The sequence below is a fragment of the Methylophaga sp. UBA4204 genome (assembly GCF_002379485.1).
In the GTDB taxonomy this organism is placed as follows: Bacteria; Pseudomonadota; Gammaproteobacteria; order Nitrosococcales; family Methylophagaceae; genus Methylophaga.
This window is the reverse complement of the sequence record NZ_DFTU01000100.1, coordinates 10,982-28,587: the sequence shown is the minus strand read 5'-3', so window position 1 is coordinate 28,587 and position 17,606 is coordinate 10,982. Positions and strand designations below refer to the sequence as shown.

General features: G+C 46.5%; 16 protein-coding genes. All 16 read right to left on the bottom strand.

Annotated elements, in window-relative coordinates; translation table 11 throughout:
• Window positions 1–14: 14 nt before the first annotated feature.
• Window positions 15–2,150: a heterodisulfide reductase-related iron-sulfur binding cluster gene (locus B3182_RS15005; protein ID WP_292355687.1), complete on the bottom strand. Its 2,136-nt coding sequence runs from the start codon at window positions 2,148–2,150 to the stop codon at window positions 15–17.
• Window positions 2,151–2,240: 90 nt separating this feature from the next.
• On the bottom strand, window positions 2,241–4,433 hold the full coding sequence (locus B3182_RS15000; protein WP_292411206.1) for an FAD-dependent oxidoreductase: 2,193 nt from the start codon (window positions 4,431–4,433) through the stop codon (window positions 2,241–2,243).
• A 237-nt stretch (window positions 4,434–4,670) separates the two neighbouring features.
• A complete protein-coding gene (locus tag B3182_RS14995) occupies window positions 4,671–6,383 on the bottom strand; it encodes an APC family permease (protein WP_292355682.1) in 1,713 nt (570 codons plus the stop codon).
• 326 nt (window positions 6,384–6,709) lie between these two features.
• Entirely contained in the window at window positions 6,710–7,015 is a 306-nt protein-coding gene (locus tag B3182_RS14990) for a hypothetical protein (protein ID WP_292355680.1), read from the bottom strand.
• The gene (locus B3182_RS14985; RefSeq protein ID WP_292753365.1) at window positions 7,012–8,061 is read right to left on the bottom strand and encodes a DMT family transporter; all 1,050 of its coding nucleotides are present in this window, start codon (window positions 8,059–8,061) and stop codon (window positions 7,012–7,014) included. Before B3182_RS14985 ends, B3182_RS14990 begins: the two co-directional genes overlap by 4 nt.
• Window positions 8,062–8,070: 9 nt before the next feature.
• Window positions 8,071–9,255 (bottom strand): bifunctional 3,4-dihydroxy-2-butanone-4-phosphate synthase/GTP cyclohydrolase II, encoded by a 1,185-nt coding sequence (gene ribBA, locus B3182_RS14980; protein WP_292355676.1) that lies wholly within the window; start codon window positions 9,253–9,255, stop codon window positions 8,071–8,073.
• Window positions 9,252–10,055, bottom strand: a complete 804-nt coding sequence (gene folE2, locus B3182_RS14975; protein ID WP_292355674.1) for a GTP cyclohydrolase FolE2 — start codon at window positions 10,053–10,055, stop codon at window positions 9,252–9,254. Before folE2 ends, ribBA begins: the two co-directional genes overlap by 4 nt.
• 336 nt (window positions 10,056–10,391) lie before the next feature.
• Entirely contained in the window at window positions 10,392–11,849 is a 1,458-nt protein-coding gene (locus B3182_RS14970; protein WP_292355672.1) for an APC family permease, read from the bottom strand.
• Window positions 11,850–12,356: 507 nt separating this feature from the next.
• Window positions 12,357–12,641, bottom strand: a complete 285-nt coding sequence (locus B3182_RS14965; RefSeq protein ID WP_292355670.1) for a hypothetical protein — start codon at window positions 12,639–12,641, stop codon at window positions 12,357–12,359.
• Window positions 12,638–13,303 carry a hypothetical protein gene (locus tag B3182_RS14960; protein WP_292355668.1) on the bottom strand — a complete coding sequence of 222 codons (666 nt, stop codon included), beginning with the start codon at window positions 13,301–13,303 and terminating at the stop codon, window positions 12,638–12,640. The genes B3182_RS14965 and B3182_RS14960 overlap by 4 nt, the downstream gene beginning before the upstream one ends.
• Window positions 13,304–13,426: 123 nt before the next feature.
• On the bottom strand, window positions 13,427–13,855 hold the full coding sequence (locus tag B3182_RS14955) for a universal stress protein (RefSeq protein ID WP_292355666.1): 429 nt from the start codon (window positions 13,853–13,855) through the stop codon (window positions 13,427–13,429).
• Between the two features lie 14 nt (window positions 13,856–13,869).
• Complete coding sequence (locus B3182_RS14950) at window positions 13,870–15,264, bottom strand: APC family permease (protein ID WP_292355664.1); 1,395 nt, start codon at window positions 15,262–15,264, stop codon at window positions 13,870–13,872.
• The gene (locus B3182_RS14945) at window positions 15,261–15,440 is read right to left on the bottom strand and encodes a hypothetical protein (RefSeq protein ID WP_292355662.1); all 180 of its coding nucleotides are present in this window, start codon (window positions 15,438–15,440) and stop codon (window positions 15,261–15,263) included. The genes B3182_RS14950 and B3182_RS14945 overlap by 4 nt, the downstream gene beginning before the upstream one ends.
• Complete coding sequence (locus tag B3182_RS14940) at window positions 15,437–15,853, bottom strand: hypothetical protein (RefSeq protein WP_292355660.1); 417 nt, start codon at window positions 15,851–15,853, stop codon at window positions 15,437–15,439. Before B3182_RS14940 ends, B3182_RS14945 begins: the two co-directional genes overlap by 4 nt.
• Complete coding sequence (locus B3182_RS14935) at window positions 15,850–16,173, bottom strand: hypothetical protein (RefSeq protein ID WP_292402331.1); 324 nt, start codon at window positions 16,171–16,173, stop codon at window positions 15,850–15,852. Before B3182_RS14935 ends, B3182_RS14940 begins: the two co-directional genes overlap by 4 nt.
• A gap of 186 nt (window positions 16,174–16,359) precedes the next feature.
• Window positions 16,360–17,606, bottom strand: a 1,247-nt coding sequence (locus tag B3182_RS14930) for an FMN-binding glutamate synthase family protein (RefSeq protein ID WP_292753362.1), incomplete at its 5' end; no start/stop codon positions are given.

The following is a 17,606-nucleotide window of genomic DNA, read 5'->3' as shown; positions in this document are numbered from 1 at the left end:
CCGGCAGGCAGATATCAGGCGGAAACAACATCGGCATCGATGACCTCAACTTCATCAAACTCGACACATTCATTGACCAGCTCAATTAACTCTTTCACGACGAATTTGCCTTCATATCCAGCGGTTTTGAGTGCATCTTCAAACATGGTCAGATCTTTCGGGCATGACACGATAAAGACATCAAGCTCTTCAATTTCTGCTGCCTCACGCATCCGGTTCTCAGACGGTTTTTCAATACCGACCGGATCCGGAATCCAGATACGACCACCACCGGCACCACAGCAGAAGGAGTTGTCACGATTACGATCCATTTCGATCAGTTCACATCCCAGCAACTTGATCAGTTCACGAGGTGCGTCATAGCCTTTGTTATAGCGTCCAAGATGACATGGGTCATGGAATGTCACGCGGTAATCTAGTTTTTTGTTGAGCTTGAGTTTGCCCTGTTCAAATAACTGCTTGAGCAAGGTGGTGTAATGCTGAATTTCAAATTCACCACCGAAATCCGGATATTCATTACGAATGGTGTTGAATGAGTGAGGGTCGGTGGTTACAATCGAATTGAAATCACATTTTTCCAGGGTGCTAATGTTGGCATTCGCCAGGAACTCGTAGAGCCCTTCCTCACCGACTCGACGCACATCATTACCGGCATTCATTTCTGCTTCGTAAAGCAAGCCGAAATCAACGCCTGCCTGTTTCATCAACTTGGCAAAAGAGCGGGTCACTACCTGGTTTCGGGGATCAAAAGAAGCGTAGTCGCCGACAAACCACATCACATCAACCGGTTCTTTACGTGCATCTTTAATGGTGAACGGTAATTCTTTGGTCCAACGTGGACGTTTACGTTTCGATTCATTCATCGAGTTGCCGTTTTTATGGATTGACTGCATGGTTTTCTGCAGAATCGGTTCCATATTGCCTTCATCTACCAGCTTGCGACGCATCTGCACAATGATAGGAACATGCTCGATCGCTACCGGACAAATCTCCACACAGGCCATACAAGTTCGACATGACCAAAGTGTTTCCATGAATACCTGACCGACATCCTTGCCATGAACATCCAGCTCGGCCTGTTCTGGCAGCTCCTTGGATTGCAATGATTTATTGGCAAATTCACGTAATGACAGGATCACATCACGCGGTGATAACGGTGCACCTACAGCAGTTGCCGGACAAGCTTCATGGCAACGGCCACATTTGGTACAGGAATCGAGATGCAGCAACTGTTTCCAGGTAAGGTCAGTAATGGTTTTGATACCAATATCTTCCTGATCTTCCGGCACACTCGGCAACCGCTTACCCGCCATCGGATCACGGAACATCAAAGACGCAGATGCAGTGAAGATATGTTTCACTTTGGTGTATGGAATCAGTGCGACAAAGGCCAAAGCCAACACACCATGGAACCACCACAGTCCAGTGCGGAAATTGCCTGCTGCTTCTGCCCCCATGCCCAGGCCAGCCATTACATGTGCCATCAGTGCCCCGATGGGTGACCACCAGCGATAATCCCAGACAGTCGCGGTATCACTTAACCAGACCAGACGTGCGGCTTCCAGTAAAAAGCCTGTGAAGCCAATCAGGATAAGCGCCCATAAAAAAGCCCAGTCTTCGCGGCGGTAACCACTGCGATCATAATCGGGGTCGCCGGGCTCACGATCCGGGCGAGCATAGTCAAGTTTGGGCAGCTTTAACCATTTTCTGCGGTACATCATATAAAGCAGTCCCCCAATCAGGCCGACACCAGCCAAATCCAGAACCAAGGAGAACCACAGATAAAAATCGCCATACCAGAACGTGATACCAAACAGGGGTTCCAGAATGTCGTATTCGAGGGTAATCGTGGCTGTGCCGATAAACAGCAGCACAAAGCCAAAAAATATCAATGCATGGGCACGACCAGCTGACTTATCACGCCGTTTAAGGGTGCGATGCGTAGCCATGGTCTTGCACATGTCTTTAAAGCGTGCAAAAAACTCACCCCAAGAAGCATCAGGCTTGCCGCGACGATACTTGCGGATCTGCACATAAACACCGTAAAGAAATATACCGATAGCGGTATAGCCAATTACGTAGAAAAGATAAATTGACCAGTTTGAAAAGCCTTCAAACAGAATTCGAGTAATTTCATGTGCTTCATTCATGACACACCTACTTTCCTGGGAAATTCATAATGATTGAGCGAACGGTAGGTGTGCTGTCACAATTGACAGCACACAACCGGTTCCTGCTATTTAGATCTTGTACTCGATCTCATGGTTACCACCCGGCATATGCGGTGTGCCCCAGGCAATCGTTTCGCGTTTGTATGGCAGCGGGAATTGAGGATTTTCAGACTCAATCTCACGTGCCACACGATGACCGGTAAAGGTGGCATCGGCGATATAACGAGGCGCTTCAGCATCACCAATCAGGTACACGCCTTTGATATCGTTCTCAGCCCATTCACTTTCACGAGCCTTGAGTTCCTGATAAAGCTTGTTATCAGATTTACGACCTGTGACCAGTACCAGAGAATCAAACTCCAGCCAGCGATGCGTTTTGTTCTCGTCACGTGGCAACTTGCCAGGGCCACGGTAGCTGCGACGTGAGCCATCACCCCACATGTTGTAAATTTCCAGACGTCCGGTTTCAATGCGGCTACAGAAATGATTGCCAATTTCTTCGATATTCAATTCGTGCAAACGACGCATCATATTTGGATATTCCAGGGTGAATTCCATATATTTCGCCAGGTGGACACCCGTAACGATGGTGACTTCATGACCGTCATTAACCAGTTTTTCAGCCAGACTTGGCGCCATGAAATAACTGTCGGCATTGAGAATAACGACCCGCTTACCGATTTTCTTTTCACCTGATATGACTTGTTCAGGTGTTAATTGATCCGGTAATGACGCATCAGCCCCGGGAATGGCATCATGAGTCAGACAGTTATCCCCATTGGTATGCCATTTGGCACCGGTAGCGATAATGACTTTTTCTGCACCATATTCCAGTACATCATCGGCAGTGAGCGCTTTTTGCCCCAGCGCCAACACACTGTTTTTGTTTTTCTTGACCAGTTTCTGCAACTGGGTTTCACGGTAATCACGGTGATATCCCCATTCACCCAGGCCTGGTAAAGATGCAATCTGGTTCAAATGTCCACCGACTTTTTCAGCGGTATCGTAAACGTGAACCACATAGCCTTGCTCCATCAGTACACGCGCAGCCTCAGCACCTGAAGGTCCTGCACCAACAACCAATACTGAATCAGAGGAAGTGGCTTTCTTGAATTTTTCCGGATGCCAACCGCGGCGATACTCTTCACCCGCTGTCGCATTCTGCGTACAGATCATTGGCGGGCCACCAATTTCCCAACGGGAAATACAGACATTACAACCAATACATACTCGAATATCGTCGTAACGCCCTTCTTCGATTTTCTTCGGTAAGAACGGATCTGAAATAGATGGACGTGCCGCACCAATAATATCGGCATACCCTTTGGTGACGATTTCAGTCATTTTTTCCGGATCGGTAAAACGGCCTACGCCGAGTACTGGTTTTTTGGAAACTTCTTTAACAAACTTGGTCCACGGAACCTGATGACCTTGCTGATAGAAGCGTGATGGACCGGCATCTTCGCCCCACTCCGCAATATCACCGACATCCACATCCCATAAATCAACCAGAGGATCAGCCATCTGAATGAACTTCATACCATCTTCTTCAACTTCAATCTGGCCCGGTCCATAAAGGGTATCGACGGCAAATCGAGTCGCAATGGCACAATCACTACCAACGGCATTACGTACTTTTTCTAATGTTTCCAGCCAAAAACGTGCCCGATTTTCCAGTGAACCACCATATTGGTCAGTTCTTTTATTGTAATAAGGATTTAAAAATTGCAGTGGCAGGTAAGAGTGCGCGCCGTAAACATAAATAATGTCAAAACCGGCATCACGTGAGCGGTAAGCTGCATCAACGTAGTATTGCTGGACCCGTTGGATATCGCTCAGATCCATCTCTTTACAATAACTAAGAGTTTCAAATTCTGAAGCAATCTGACTTGGGCCCATCGGGGTTGCCCGACTTTCCAGACAAGGCGCATGAGCACCGCCGTACCAAAGTTCCACACCGGCTAACGCACCAAATTTATGGACTTCATCGGTCATGGCTTTTAGATTACGTACGTCGCCTTCATCCCAGATACGGGCAGACAACCGCATGGTGTCGTCAGATTCAGGGTGGATCGAGCAATATTCAGTATTCATCGCCGCCCAGCCACCCTCAGCTTTCAATGAGCGATGGGCTGCCTGGAAGCCTGGTTTATCTGAACCGGCACCAATACAATGTGGTACCTGATAAAAACGATTTCGAAGGGTTTTGGGACCGATTTGAATCGGTTCAAATAATATATCGTGCTTAGGATCGCGTGCCATATTCTGTTCTCCATTATTGTGAGTTCGGGCAAGCTTATTTTCAGCCTTGCCAAAGACCACAACAATTCTCCTGATGTGTTACCACCTAGGAAGTACGTGAGGCTTGAGCGAAGTGATTACTCTGTCGGAGATAGTATATGGGCTGTCAGATATGACTTAATGAGCACAAGTTTCGCCATGCGTTGAAATTGATTCGAATACATGAATTTTGAAAGAAAAAATGCTGGGGGGGTGAGGCTACAGATCAGCCACCAGCAAACTGCTGTAAAAGACAATAAGAATGCCCGTCAGCACGACCAGATAAGGCAGAATACCGGCACGGCAAATAATATCGCCGCCATTTTCATCCAGTGACATGTCTTCACGCATGGCTTTGGGAAATACGCCTTTGTCCACAAGGTAATGACGCCAGATAAAAATCGGAATCACCAGCAATGCCAGCAGAATGCCACTCATCAATGTTCCTTTTCCCCAGACATTCGCCCCCATGCCCATCAGCACCATATTTAGGTAGGACAATAGCGTGCCAATAGCAATCAGCACTGTTGGCGCACGGTATGGTCGTTCCCAATTTGGTCGATCCAGTCGATGGATCCAACCAGCGTTGAGATTGAGAAAATTAAAAATGATATATCCCACATTGGAAGCAGCCAGCAGGAATACATAATCAGACATGCTAAGCAGCACCAGATTGACAATCAGGTTGGTCCACATTGCTGCAGTCGGCGCTCCCTGTTCATTTACCTTGGATAGATAACCGGGCAACATACCGTCAATAGATCCCTGATAAAGAGTGCGTGATGAACCGGCCATAGTGGTCATCACTGACAACAGCAATGCCAGCACCAGCATCACCACAAACACATTGGCAAACATACTATCCCCACCCAGAATACCGGCCAGCACATTCGCCACCCCCATACCACTGTAGATTTCTGCCGATAACATTCCATCATAAACTGCCGGCGCCACAACCTGACCGGCACTATTGAGCGTTTCCCGCTCTACAAGCTGTCCAAGTCCCAGGTGACCCTGAAATGCCAGTGGTACCAGTGAAAACACTGCAATACACAATAAACCTGAAAAGAAAATGGCCTTGAAAGTATCGCTTTTGGGATTTTTGAATTCCCGCGTATAACAAACCGCCGTTTCAAATCCATAAGTTGACCAGGCTGCGATAAACAGCCCTCCGGCCATCAGTTTCCAGCCTTCAAGGTTCCATTCACCGTCGATCACCTGACCGATTGAATCATAGGCCAGAGGTGTCAGAGGGGTAATATTGGATAACGGTAAATCCCCGGTAATAAGTGGCACCAGGCCGACTAGTATTAATGGCAACAAACCGGTCAAACCAAAGATCATGGTGGCACGTGCCGATCGAAGTATGCCGCCATTCTGGATAGCAAACACCACCAGCATCAGGGCACTACCGATGATAAATGTCGCGTTGATTCGCAAACTCAAACCATCTTTCAGGTAGGACAGATCGACCAGCGTAATTTGCCAGCTATTGATGACAGCATCTGGTGCAAACAGAGCGGAGAGAATATATCCTGCTGCCAGCCCAGAGCCGATAGCAAGTACCGGCCCCCAGGCGATCCAGTTGCACCATACTGATATTGGCGCAACAATCTTTATATATCGGATCCAGGCTACTGCACCATAAACTGATGCACCGCCTGTTTTATGTGGAAATAATCCGGCGATTTCGGCATAGGTAAAGGCTTGCAGAAAACCAAAACTGATAGAAATGATCCATATCAGCCAGGCTGGCTGGCCAACTGTTGCTGCTACCGCCCCCATGGAAAACAGCACAAGTGCCGGTACGCCACTCGCTACCCAGAAGGCCCCGGTCCAATTGATTCTACGGTGCAACGTTGATGGATCTGCCCTATTTTCTGCCAGCAAATCAACGGCTGCCACATTGGCAGGTACTGAAGGCTCACTCACCCGTTTTCCCCTGTAGTTACAGCTCTTTGGCTGTAATTTTTTAGTTGTTATTGTTTACATTATCACGCATCAAGGATGGTCAACTGACTATCCTGAAAATACAATTAACAAAAGCTCGAAGCTGGGTATCTGACAATATGATTGCTAATGACATGTTATGGCAACACGCCTTTAGACGTACTTCCAAGGAGGTAGATGAATAGCTGACGTGAGTTATAGAGACTTAATACGTTTTGACAAAGATCCTTGCACACACTAAAGCCACAAGGCTAAGCCCAAATATAATTACAAAAGCCAGCACATCGGCGTAAGGATATCCCCAGAATTCAGTCATTGGTTGTTACTCCATCTAATAGACCGGTATCCATCATGCGTTGTCGACCAAAGTCAGACAAAGCAAACTCAAACAATAAACGATCCTTCGCAATCGCTTCACCATCATCAAGCCGATACCCGATACGGTTAATGAGCCCGGCTGAGGCCAGCTCATCCAAAGCAATACTAAAATGATTAATCCAGTAATGGCCCTGCAGCTCATATTCAACCATTGCCCGTTGAATCAGTTCAAAATCCCACAAACTCGGGGACTGATTTAGCGTGATCAGCAGAAAACCCTTTTGTGGTGGTTTCATGATTTCACCTCACGAAGAGTAGAAATGTTCTCAGCCGGTTCACGATACATAACAAAGCTGCCGGTTACGGTCAGAATCAGGCCCAACACGAAATACCATTCGGGTAGTTCCAGCGTGAATGCCATAACAAACAAGACAGCAAACACCCCGTATAAATTACCGATAGCCTCACCCCGGCCCACACCAATCAGTGAAAAACTCTTATAAAATGAGGTATAACAATATGCATGAGCAATCGAAGCCAACACCATCCAGATCATCACCATAGGGCTGGTCAGCATATCTACCAGTAATGTAATAATGCCTAAATCTGTCAGCAGGTAGATCATTGGCAATACCAGAATGCCCCAAAACAGAATTTCAAAGCTGAAGCGACATTGAATACCAACATCAGGATCAGTAACGTCCATTGCACGCGACGCTACCGCCCCCTCAGCCCCCCAACCAATTGCTGACATGATGCCACCCACATACCCAAGCCAGGCATAGTTTTCGCTTATATCAATTTCCCCAAACAATCCTGGACCATAAATGACCATACCGCCCATGATAATAATTGCCATGCCAAGTGCAGCACGGCCGGAGATTTTTTCGTGATACCAGAGTCGCGCAATTATTGCTCCGACAACGGGATAAAATAGCGAGGTAATCGCTGCAAACACAGGGCCGACATAGCCCATCGCCATATATGAACCGAAAATGGCCATCGGACCACCACACAAAGAAGCGAGTGCATACCATTTAGAGATTCGTCTGAAACGCACAATAGTGCGTCCATAATCACGTAACTTGCCCAGCATACCGTTCCAGATAACTAGAAACAGTAATACTACAACAGCGTGGATCCAGGTCATCACAGCCGTGGCAGCCAGACGCATGCCATGATCTCCGCTATGAATACTGACAAAGGGTTCTTCATACCACATTGCTGTACCGGGTACATACCAGGCACCCCACAGCACAGCGGTCCATAAAGCCCAGGTAAAACCCCAACGCTGACTGCGTTGGAAATGATTGTGCAGTGCTTTATCCAACGATAATGACATTAAATTTCCCTACAACGCCTGTATCAGTTCTGCAAGAGCAGCATCCATCCCCTTTTCCGACTTTTCAGGTAATACATAGTCTTCCACTACCAGACCAAACCCCGTCATATTGTGGATTTTGCGTGGGCGTGTCATCAGACGCATACGTCTGATTCCGAGATCCAGCAGAATTTGAGCACCGATGCCATAATCCTTCAACTCAATACTGGCGACAGGCAAAGAATCCGGACTGCTGATTTGCCTGAGAATGTCCTGTTCGGACTCATCACGTCGTAACAACACAATCACACCGGCCCCCTCGCTGGCGATTTTCTGCATTGCAGCATGAATACTCCAGCTATGGGAGTGTTGCTTGGCATCAAGTAATTCAATGACTGATAACGGTTCATGAACTCTGACTAACGTGCTGGCAGATTTTGTTGGATCTCCATACAGCATGACCAGATGCGTTTTATCCGTTGTAATATCCCGGTAACCGATCAACTCAAAATCACCAAACACCGTATTGATCAGACGACTGCTTTTGCGTTCAATCAATGTTTCTGTCTGATGCCGATAGGCAATCAGATCAGCGATGGTGCCGATTTTCAGGCCATGCTCACGGGCAAATCCCTGCAGATCAGGCAATCTCGCCATGCTACCGTCCTCATTCATGATCTCGCAGATCACTGCGGCCGGGGTTCTATCAGCCATTGCTGCAATATCGCAACCGGCTTCAGTATGGCCTGCCCGTGCCAGCACACCGCCAGGTTGTGCCATTAACGGAAAAATATGCCCTGGCCGAACAATATCGGTTGGAGTGGCATTCGCTGCCACTGCAGCCTGAACAGTTCGAGCACGGTCTGCAGCAGAAATACCAGTGGTCACGCCTTCTGCGGCTTCAATGGATACCGTAAAGTTGGTGCTTAACTGCGCTCGATTATGTTTGACCATCAAGGGCAGTTCCAACTGACGACAACGTGCTTCGGTCAATGTCAGACAAATCAGTCCCCGGGCATAACGGGCCATGAAGTTGATATGTTCTGCTGTGACGGCATCGGCTGCTATCACGATATCCCCCTCATTTTCCCGATCCTCATCATCAATCAGAATAACCATTCTGCCCTGGCGTATTTCATCAATGATTTCTTCTACCGGAGAGATTACTGTCGATTCAGAAAGCGGAAAACTGGGTGGCTGTAATGGATAGTTCATAGCGATCCCCTGCTTTTCTGCAACATGGCATAAGCCGAATGGTTATGTATCGACTCGAAGTTTTCACATTCAATGATGTAATCGACAATGGCTTCACAGCTATTTAACGAGGCAGCCACATCACGCACCAGATCTTCGACAAATTTTGGATTATCGTATGCATATTCGGTGACGAACTTTTCATCTGGGCGTTTGAGCAAGCCGTAAAGCTCACTGGAAGCCTGTTTTTCAATCTTCTCAATCAGAGATTTTAGACTGATAATCTGTCCCAATTCCGCAGTCACGGTAATCATTGAACGCTGATTGTGAGCACCATATTCGGAGATTTTTTTCGAGCAGGGACATAGACTGGTTACTGGAATCGCTACTTTGAGTTTAAGACTGAGCGTTTCCTGCATATTGGCAATCAGCGTGATATCGTAATCCATCATACTGCTGACGCCGGAAACCGGTGCCTGCTTACGAATAAAAAAAGGAAACTGCATTTCCAGGTGACCGCTATCTGCTTCAAGCTGAGTCAGCATGGTTTTCATAAAATCGCCAATACTGTCAGTTGACATAACCAAATCGGGCGTTTCCAGCAGTTCGATGAAGCGAGACATATGCGTGCCTTTGACATCATGCGGTAACTTCACATACATATTGAAGTCAGCTACCACACGAATAGGCGCTTCATCAGCATCACTCTGAAAAAATATGGGATAACGCAGAGATTTTATACCAACTCTATCGATGATTAGGCAGCGTTTATCTGGCGTATTCTGAACATCTTCCAGTTGAATATGCAGGGGTAGGTTCATCGATCTATCCTTCTGTTTTTAGATTGCTGGTTAATCACCTGCTGTATCCCTCAAAAAAAAGGTGGATCAGCCTTTGATAACAAAAAACTGCTAATTTCGTTATCTGGCCTGATCCACCCAACGCCTCAACGAGAGAACGGATCGAGGAAATTAAATGAAGCTGAATTTAAGCTGTAACTCAGCAACGATTACATTATTACGTCGAGCAAGGGCACTAACAATTCCAAAGAAGGATTACTCCCAAGTAGTTAGAAAATCACTGTAAATTTGTGATCAAAATTACACTTCATTAGAACTGCAAAGTTCCCATTTTTACTATATGACCCGACGATTTTATTAATCTCCCGCTGCAGCATTTACAACGATCTCTGGCTGCGAGCGTGCTTCATATTGCGTGTAAAGCCAGATAGGCAGGTACATTCCCAGAACAATAAAACCAACCCATGTAGAAAACCAACCCACTTCAAGACTGTTCAGATACACCACACCGATCAGGCAAAGCGGAATATTGAACAAACCGAATAGCAGAGCAACGTTCTTCCAACCTTTTGGCGCTTTGAATGGTCTGTCCAGATTGGCAAAGTTAGGATTATTTTTAGCTTTGACATAAGCAAACAGGCTGATGCCATTTGCACAGGTATAACCAATAGCTGAAGCAGCTAAAATGGCCGCCGGTGTACCCATCGAAATCAATATCAGGTTAAAAAGACCGATAACCACCATTGCCACAACGGGTGTTCCTCGTGAATTCAATTTGCCAAATACTCTCGGTAAATTTCCTTCACTCGCCATTGAGTGCATAGCTCTGGCAGAGCCAAGATAGGCTGTTTGAATAATCAGAATCATTGCAGCAATCAGCATAATAATGGCAATCATTGCACCCGCCTTACCAAAGGCAGCTTCAGCAACTGGAATCATTGGTGACAAGGGTTCAGCAAGAACACCATCAACGCCTAAAACGCCGATAACAGCCGCCTGGACCAGTACAAAGGAAAATAAGCAGATTGCCCCACAGACAAACAATGCCTTGGGAACGTCCGTGCCTGGTTTTTTATATTCAGGACCGTAAATCGCTGCGGTTTCCCATGCACAGGCACTCCATTGGGCAATCGCAAACAAACCGAATAAAATCAATATATGGTGCATATCCCAGGACCAATCTGCAGGCAACCAGCTGTTTGTGATATTACTGATTTCCACTGCCCCGGTAGCAAAAGGGGTAACAGTCATTACCACCAGTGGTATCAACGAAATGGCTGCCAGGATGTAACCTAAAATCGCACTGTCTTTAAGACCAAAGCTGTTGATGATAAGCAGTACACTAAAAATCACACCTCCTGATATCAAAGAGAGCTGATATTCGGTAAACATCGTTCCCAGCACCGGAAATAGTCCATGCAGATAACTACCGACAAGTATGGCAAAAATCGCCAGTACTGGATTCCATGCAAACCAGTAACTCCAGGCACTGAAACCACCGATAAGCTTTCCTTTGTCATAGTTTCCATCGTAATTCTGGGTTTTGAATACATTTTGGGCAAAACCAGGTAAACCCGAGGCTTTAGGAAAGGTAGTGGCTAATTCAGCATAGGCAAGATTTTGCATAAAGCCCTGCAGTACCGATAAACCCCAGATAAGGATTGCTGCAGAGGCGACCCAGAGGGGAAAGTAACCCAATGAAGGTAAAATCAGTAACGGTACGCCGGACGCAATAGCCAGCCCCTGCTTCCAGTCTATGGAGCGTTCAAGGTCATTGGAATGCTCTCCCGTGACGGAGGCACTTGTAGTGCTCATGTTATTTTCTCTCATAAGAATCATCTCCAGCTTATTAAGCGTGTAATTTCTTGTAGTTATTATTTTGATAAGTAATTTAAAAAAAACATTTAACATGTTGAATACAGGTTCATTTCAAACCCGCTTTGAACTTAGCTTAATAATGATGGATTGATAATTCTCCTCAATAAGTACTCCTTTAGGTGTACCTGTCAGCCGATATGCAATGCAAACTATTGAGAAAAATGTCCAGCTATCTAGGGCCTGTTGATCTTTCATAGCCGCCTCTGTTGTGACTGAAAAAGCACCAATCAAGGCGCAAGGAGAGCAGTTTAGTCATTCTAAATAAACGACGAGCAACGAAGAGTGGTGCTTTTTCAGCCTCAACCCGTAGGGCTGGGGCTATTTTTCCGCCCTACGGCGTTGAAAATGACTTATGTAGAACAACTACATCGCATCATTTTCGCCTTGTAGGACGAAAAAATAGCCTCCATCAGTGGTGGCTCTGAAAGATCAACAGACCCTAGTCTATTTCTGCTTTGCCATAGTCCAGTGCAACCGCGCCCACATATACGCATCCATGATAGATATGGCATAAATAAAAACCCCACCGGCAAACTTGCCAACCAGCGAAATATCCGGCGCAGCCAGATTGAAAGTAATGACCCCCAGAACCATCATAAAAAACACCATCATCAGACCTCTTATAGGTGCATGATTCAGTACCTGACCTACCCCGGGCAATAAAATAGCGACGAGCAGTACGAGGTATGGATGAACGGGACGGAATGGTTTTCGCAAAGTCTCGCTCATGCGTTTTTGCCTCCAGTTAAATGCTGTTGTAAACGCTGTAGCTGACGCGTCAATGCTGCTATCTGATCAGAATCGATCGGTTCGTCATCAAATTGCACCGATCGCAAAAGTAAATAATTACCCCTGTCAGCCTGACGAATCAGATATGTCAGTCGAACTGCATCGGGGGTTATAAGAAGTTCTTTGACTTTTTGATCGGCAAATATCGTCCTGACATCAGCGTCAATTGCCTGTAGTTCTGGCGTCACCCCCCGGCTCATATAACGGGCATGTTCCGGCCAGCCAGACAATGGCTTAATCGGTTGAGACCATTGCCATGACGGACTGTAAAACTCGGTATTCTGTGGTCGTACCAGAATATCGAGACTGCCGTTTATGGCAGGAGTGTTAGGCAGTTGAATATGCAACCACATCACCGGAATCTTACGGGCAGTAAGGTTATCCACCTCAACCCTTAAACTCAGCGGTGTCTGATTAAAAACACCTTTTAATGAGGCATAACCGGCAGTATTAAAGTGAGTTTCACTTACATTCATGACCTTTGCGAAACCATTAAGCAAATTCGCACGCGATTGAATCACCTGTCGATGATGTTGTTTATATAGCCACCACAGGGAAAAACTAAACACAATGACCAGCATAAAAACACCTAGATCAGACATAATGTCCTCCCCACCCCAGTACAAAAAATAATTGACTGAACATTGAGAAATCCTCTGCAAAACAGTAAAAAATCGTGAAAAAAGACCCCGCAGTCAGCTTTTCACTCACTGCGGGGTCAACGATTAACGCACCACCGTTACCGGGCAATGCGCCTTACTGATAACCTGCTCGGCAATAGAACCAAGCAGTACCTTAGAGACACCGGTGCGGCCCACAGACCCGGTTATCACATGGTCATAATGATTTACATCAGCAAAATGGATAATTGCTGCTGCCACATTATGTCCCTGTACCGTGGTGCAGGACACCGATCCGAGCCCCTTCTGTTGGGCCTTATCAAAAGCTTGCTGCAACTCCCTCTGTATCTGCTCATCAGCTGCTCTGAGCATAGTAGAGTCCCAGAAGTAGGTTTTAGTAACATCTTCTCCAGTCGGCCTGATCACATGAATAAATGTCAGTTCAGCCTTCGCCAGAAGTGCCATTTCAACGGCAAACTCAACGGCTTTTTCAGCACTGTGAGAACCATCTGTTGCACATAGTATTTTTTTCATTTCCGCCTCCTCCTTTAATAACCTTTCGGCCGTGGCCAAGGCATGGTGAACTGATCACCGCGTTTCACAAACTGATAACGACGTTTTACAAACCACACTGAAGCAACAATGTAGAACGCCATAATTGACAGCAATGAAGCGCCGTAACCGAGGAAAGTAGCAAAATAAACCACCGAACAAAGCGCTAGCAGTGTAAATGCCGGAATAGGATGAAACGGATGAATGTAGCCACGCTTAATCACATCCAAAGGCCACATTTTTCTGAATCGCATCATATTGAAGGACATAAAGGTATAGCCCAACAAACCTGACAGAATCGAGAATGTAATGACCTGATCCAACAGACCGGTGAATGCAAATGAAACAGCTATTGGGATCAGGAAGATGATGGCCCGGAATGGCGTTCGGTAATGAGGATGAATGGCTCCGAACCAGGTTGGCATATAACGGTCACGCCCCATTGAAAACCAGGCTCTTGCCGCATCATTGATACATCCGTTAGCAGAAGCAATCGCCGCAAACATGGTGCCGATAAACAACACTATCTGCAGCGATGGATTACCAATAATGGATGCCGCATCATACAAAGGAGTAGTTGCCTGTCCCAGATATTGCCATGGCATCAGACCCGTGGAAACATACCAGGTCAAAGTCGCAGCCACCAGCAGGGTTAGAATTCCACCAATAGTACCTAATGGAATAGCTCTTCCAGCACTACGTACCTCTTCTGCAGCCTGACAGGTTCCTTCAATCCCCAGGTAATACCACATGCCGAACTGCAATGCCGCAACCACCCCAATCCAGCCATAGGGTAGCTCAGTTAATAAATCACTATGCTTGAGAATATTGCCAGGATTCAGTGGATCACTGCCAATAAACAAAGCAATAATGGCCAGAAAAGCAAACAGCGTAATGACAAAATTTACCGTCAGGGTCATAAACACCCCCCGGTAATTCAGCCAGGCCAGAAAAGCGATGGTCAACACCACAAACGGCTGGGGATTCAGATCGGCATAACCTGTGGCTGAAGCCACCGCAGCCATCAAATCTCCAACAATCAGTGCATCGGCAGCTTCCAGCATGGTATAAGCCATGACCAGATACAGACCCACATTAAAGGCCATAAGCGGCCCAATAATGTGTTTGGCCTGAGTATACTGCCCACCCGCTGCTGCCACAGTTGATGTCACTTCAGAGTCGATCATCGCCACGCAACTGTATAACAACCCAATTACCCAGCATGCAATCAAAGCACCATATGCACCACCTTTGGCAACTGAAAAGTTCCAGCCCATAAACTCACCGACCAGTACGATACCGACGCCAAGTGCCCAGACATGAAATGGATTCAACACTTTCAGCATTGAAATACGTTTTTGATCTCCACCAGTAGAAGTAGATTGGCTCATTTGTCTTCTCCCTCGTGTTTGATTTGCTCCAATAATTCATCAGAGCCTTCTCGAGAACTGACCAGTAGCTCCTCATCAAACTGACGAGAGACGCTCACGGCATCGACTACAATCCATAACAGCAGCCCGGCAGAAATGATCCAGGCGGCATAGCTCAATAAATCCCAATAAATCATCTCGCGTCCCCCTGTTCGTTATTTGCCTGGCTACCAGCAGTACCGAATTTTTCCGCAATCACCTCGCGGTATTGCCTGTCTGAAACTCGGAGAACAAAAAAGAAGTAACCGATAATGACTAACGCCGTGATAATCAGCATGACCGGGTCGATGGTGTAATCAAATCGGTCGTTAATGATCTCGGCAGCAGCTAACTCATCAAAGCCTAGCTTTTGCCACTGTTCCTGTTCCACGGGTGAGACATCAAGAGACTCCCAGGTGATTACCTGGGCAGATGTTGTTTCATCGGCTGATTTGGTATCAGACTCCAGAAACAAAGGGATATAAAGACTTACGTAAACTAAAAATAGAATAAATAAACTGTCAAATAGTTGACCGCGTTTATGCTGAGTTTTGGGGATATAGTTAGTCATAGCCTTTCCTCATTAGTAGACTCTTGCATTAATTTTTTCGCTTCTCGATTTTCATCAAGATGCTTAATGTCTAATTCGTATATGAAATTCTTATCTTCAGCGTAGTGTTTGGTCATTGCTGCCACTGACGCCGTATTGAAAATCACTAACAATGCACTGGAAATTATCAACACCACTCGGATGAAGGGATCTTCCACAATGCTCAAGATACTAATGAGGACAAAGCCTATTGCCAGCCAGAGTAAAACGATATCCGACCAGGCCATAACACAGTCCCTTTTGTACATACTTTCTATACGTTTTTTTAAATTATTATTCATAGTTATGTCTCTCTCTTATTTAAAGATAGTTAATGACTACACTTTTGCCTCCTCTTTGAAATGAAAAAAAAAGGGCTGATGCCATCATGAATAAACTGACTTAAATTGACGGGGTAAGGATCTCTTTAAGTAGGTTTAATCAAAACAGCATCAGCCCTTGTCTCGATTACTCTTTGTAATGCGTAATCAGAACGGCTGTTGGCCTGGTATCCAGTTAGTACCAGCGAGTGGTACTCTGGCCATTGCAGCGGATTCCACTGTTAAGGCCACCAAATCTTCAGGTTCAAGGTTACGCATATCATTTTTGCCACAGGCACGTGCCAGTGTCTGTGCTTCCAGTGTCAGCACACGAAGATAATTGGCCAGACGGCGTCCACCTTCAACTGGATCCAGCCGTTTGCTTAGCTCAGGATCCTGGGTTGAAATACCAGCCGGATCACGACCTTCATGATAATCATCATAAAAACCGGCTGCTGAACCAATGGCTTTAAACTCTTCATCATATTTAGGATCGTTACATCCCAAAGCGATCAAGGCTGCTGTACCGATGGCAACTGCATCAGCACCCAATGCCATACATTTAGCTACGTCGGCACCGTTACGAATACCACCGGAAACGATCAGCTGTACTTTACGATGCATGCCCATTTCCTGCAGCGCCTGAACGGCCTGTGGAATAGCGGCCATAGTTGGAATACCAACATGTTCGATAAAGACTTCCTGGGTTGCCGCCGTACCGCCCTGCATACCATCAACAACGATGACATCAGCACCGGCTTTAACCGCCAACTTCACATCGTAGTAAGTACGTGTGGCACCGACTTTGATATAGATAGGCACCTGCCAGTCTGTGATTTCACGCAATTCAAGGATCTTGATTGCCAGATCATCCGGACCCGTCCAGTCTGGATGACGGCAGGCACTGCGTTGATCAACGCCCATCGGCAAGGTACGCATTTTGGCGACCCGCTCAGTAATTTTCTGGCCCAATAACATGCCACCACCACCTGGTTTAGCACCTTGTCCCAAAACCACTTCGATAGCATCTGCCTTACGCAGATCATCCGGATTCATCCCATAACGCGATGGCAGGTATTGATAGACCAGTTTGGTTGATTGACCACGTTCTTCAGGCGTCATACCACCGTCACCGGTTGTGGTTGAAGTGCCTACTGCAGACGCACCACGGCCCAGAGCTTCTTTTGCATTGGCCGATAAGGCACCAAAACTCATACCGGCTATGGTTACCGGTGTTTCGATAACGATCGGTTTTTTGGCAAAACGAGTGCCCAATGTGACCTGGGTATTACATTTTTCACGATAGCCTTCCAACGGATAACGAGACATACTCGCACCCAGGAATAACAAGTCATCAAAATGTGGCAACTTACGCTTGGCACCCCAGCCACGGATATCATAGATACCAGTTTCCG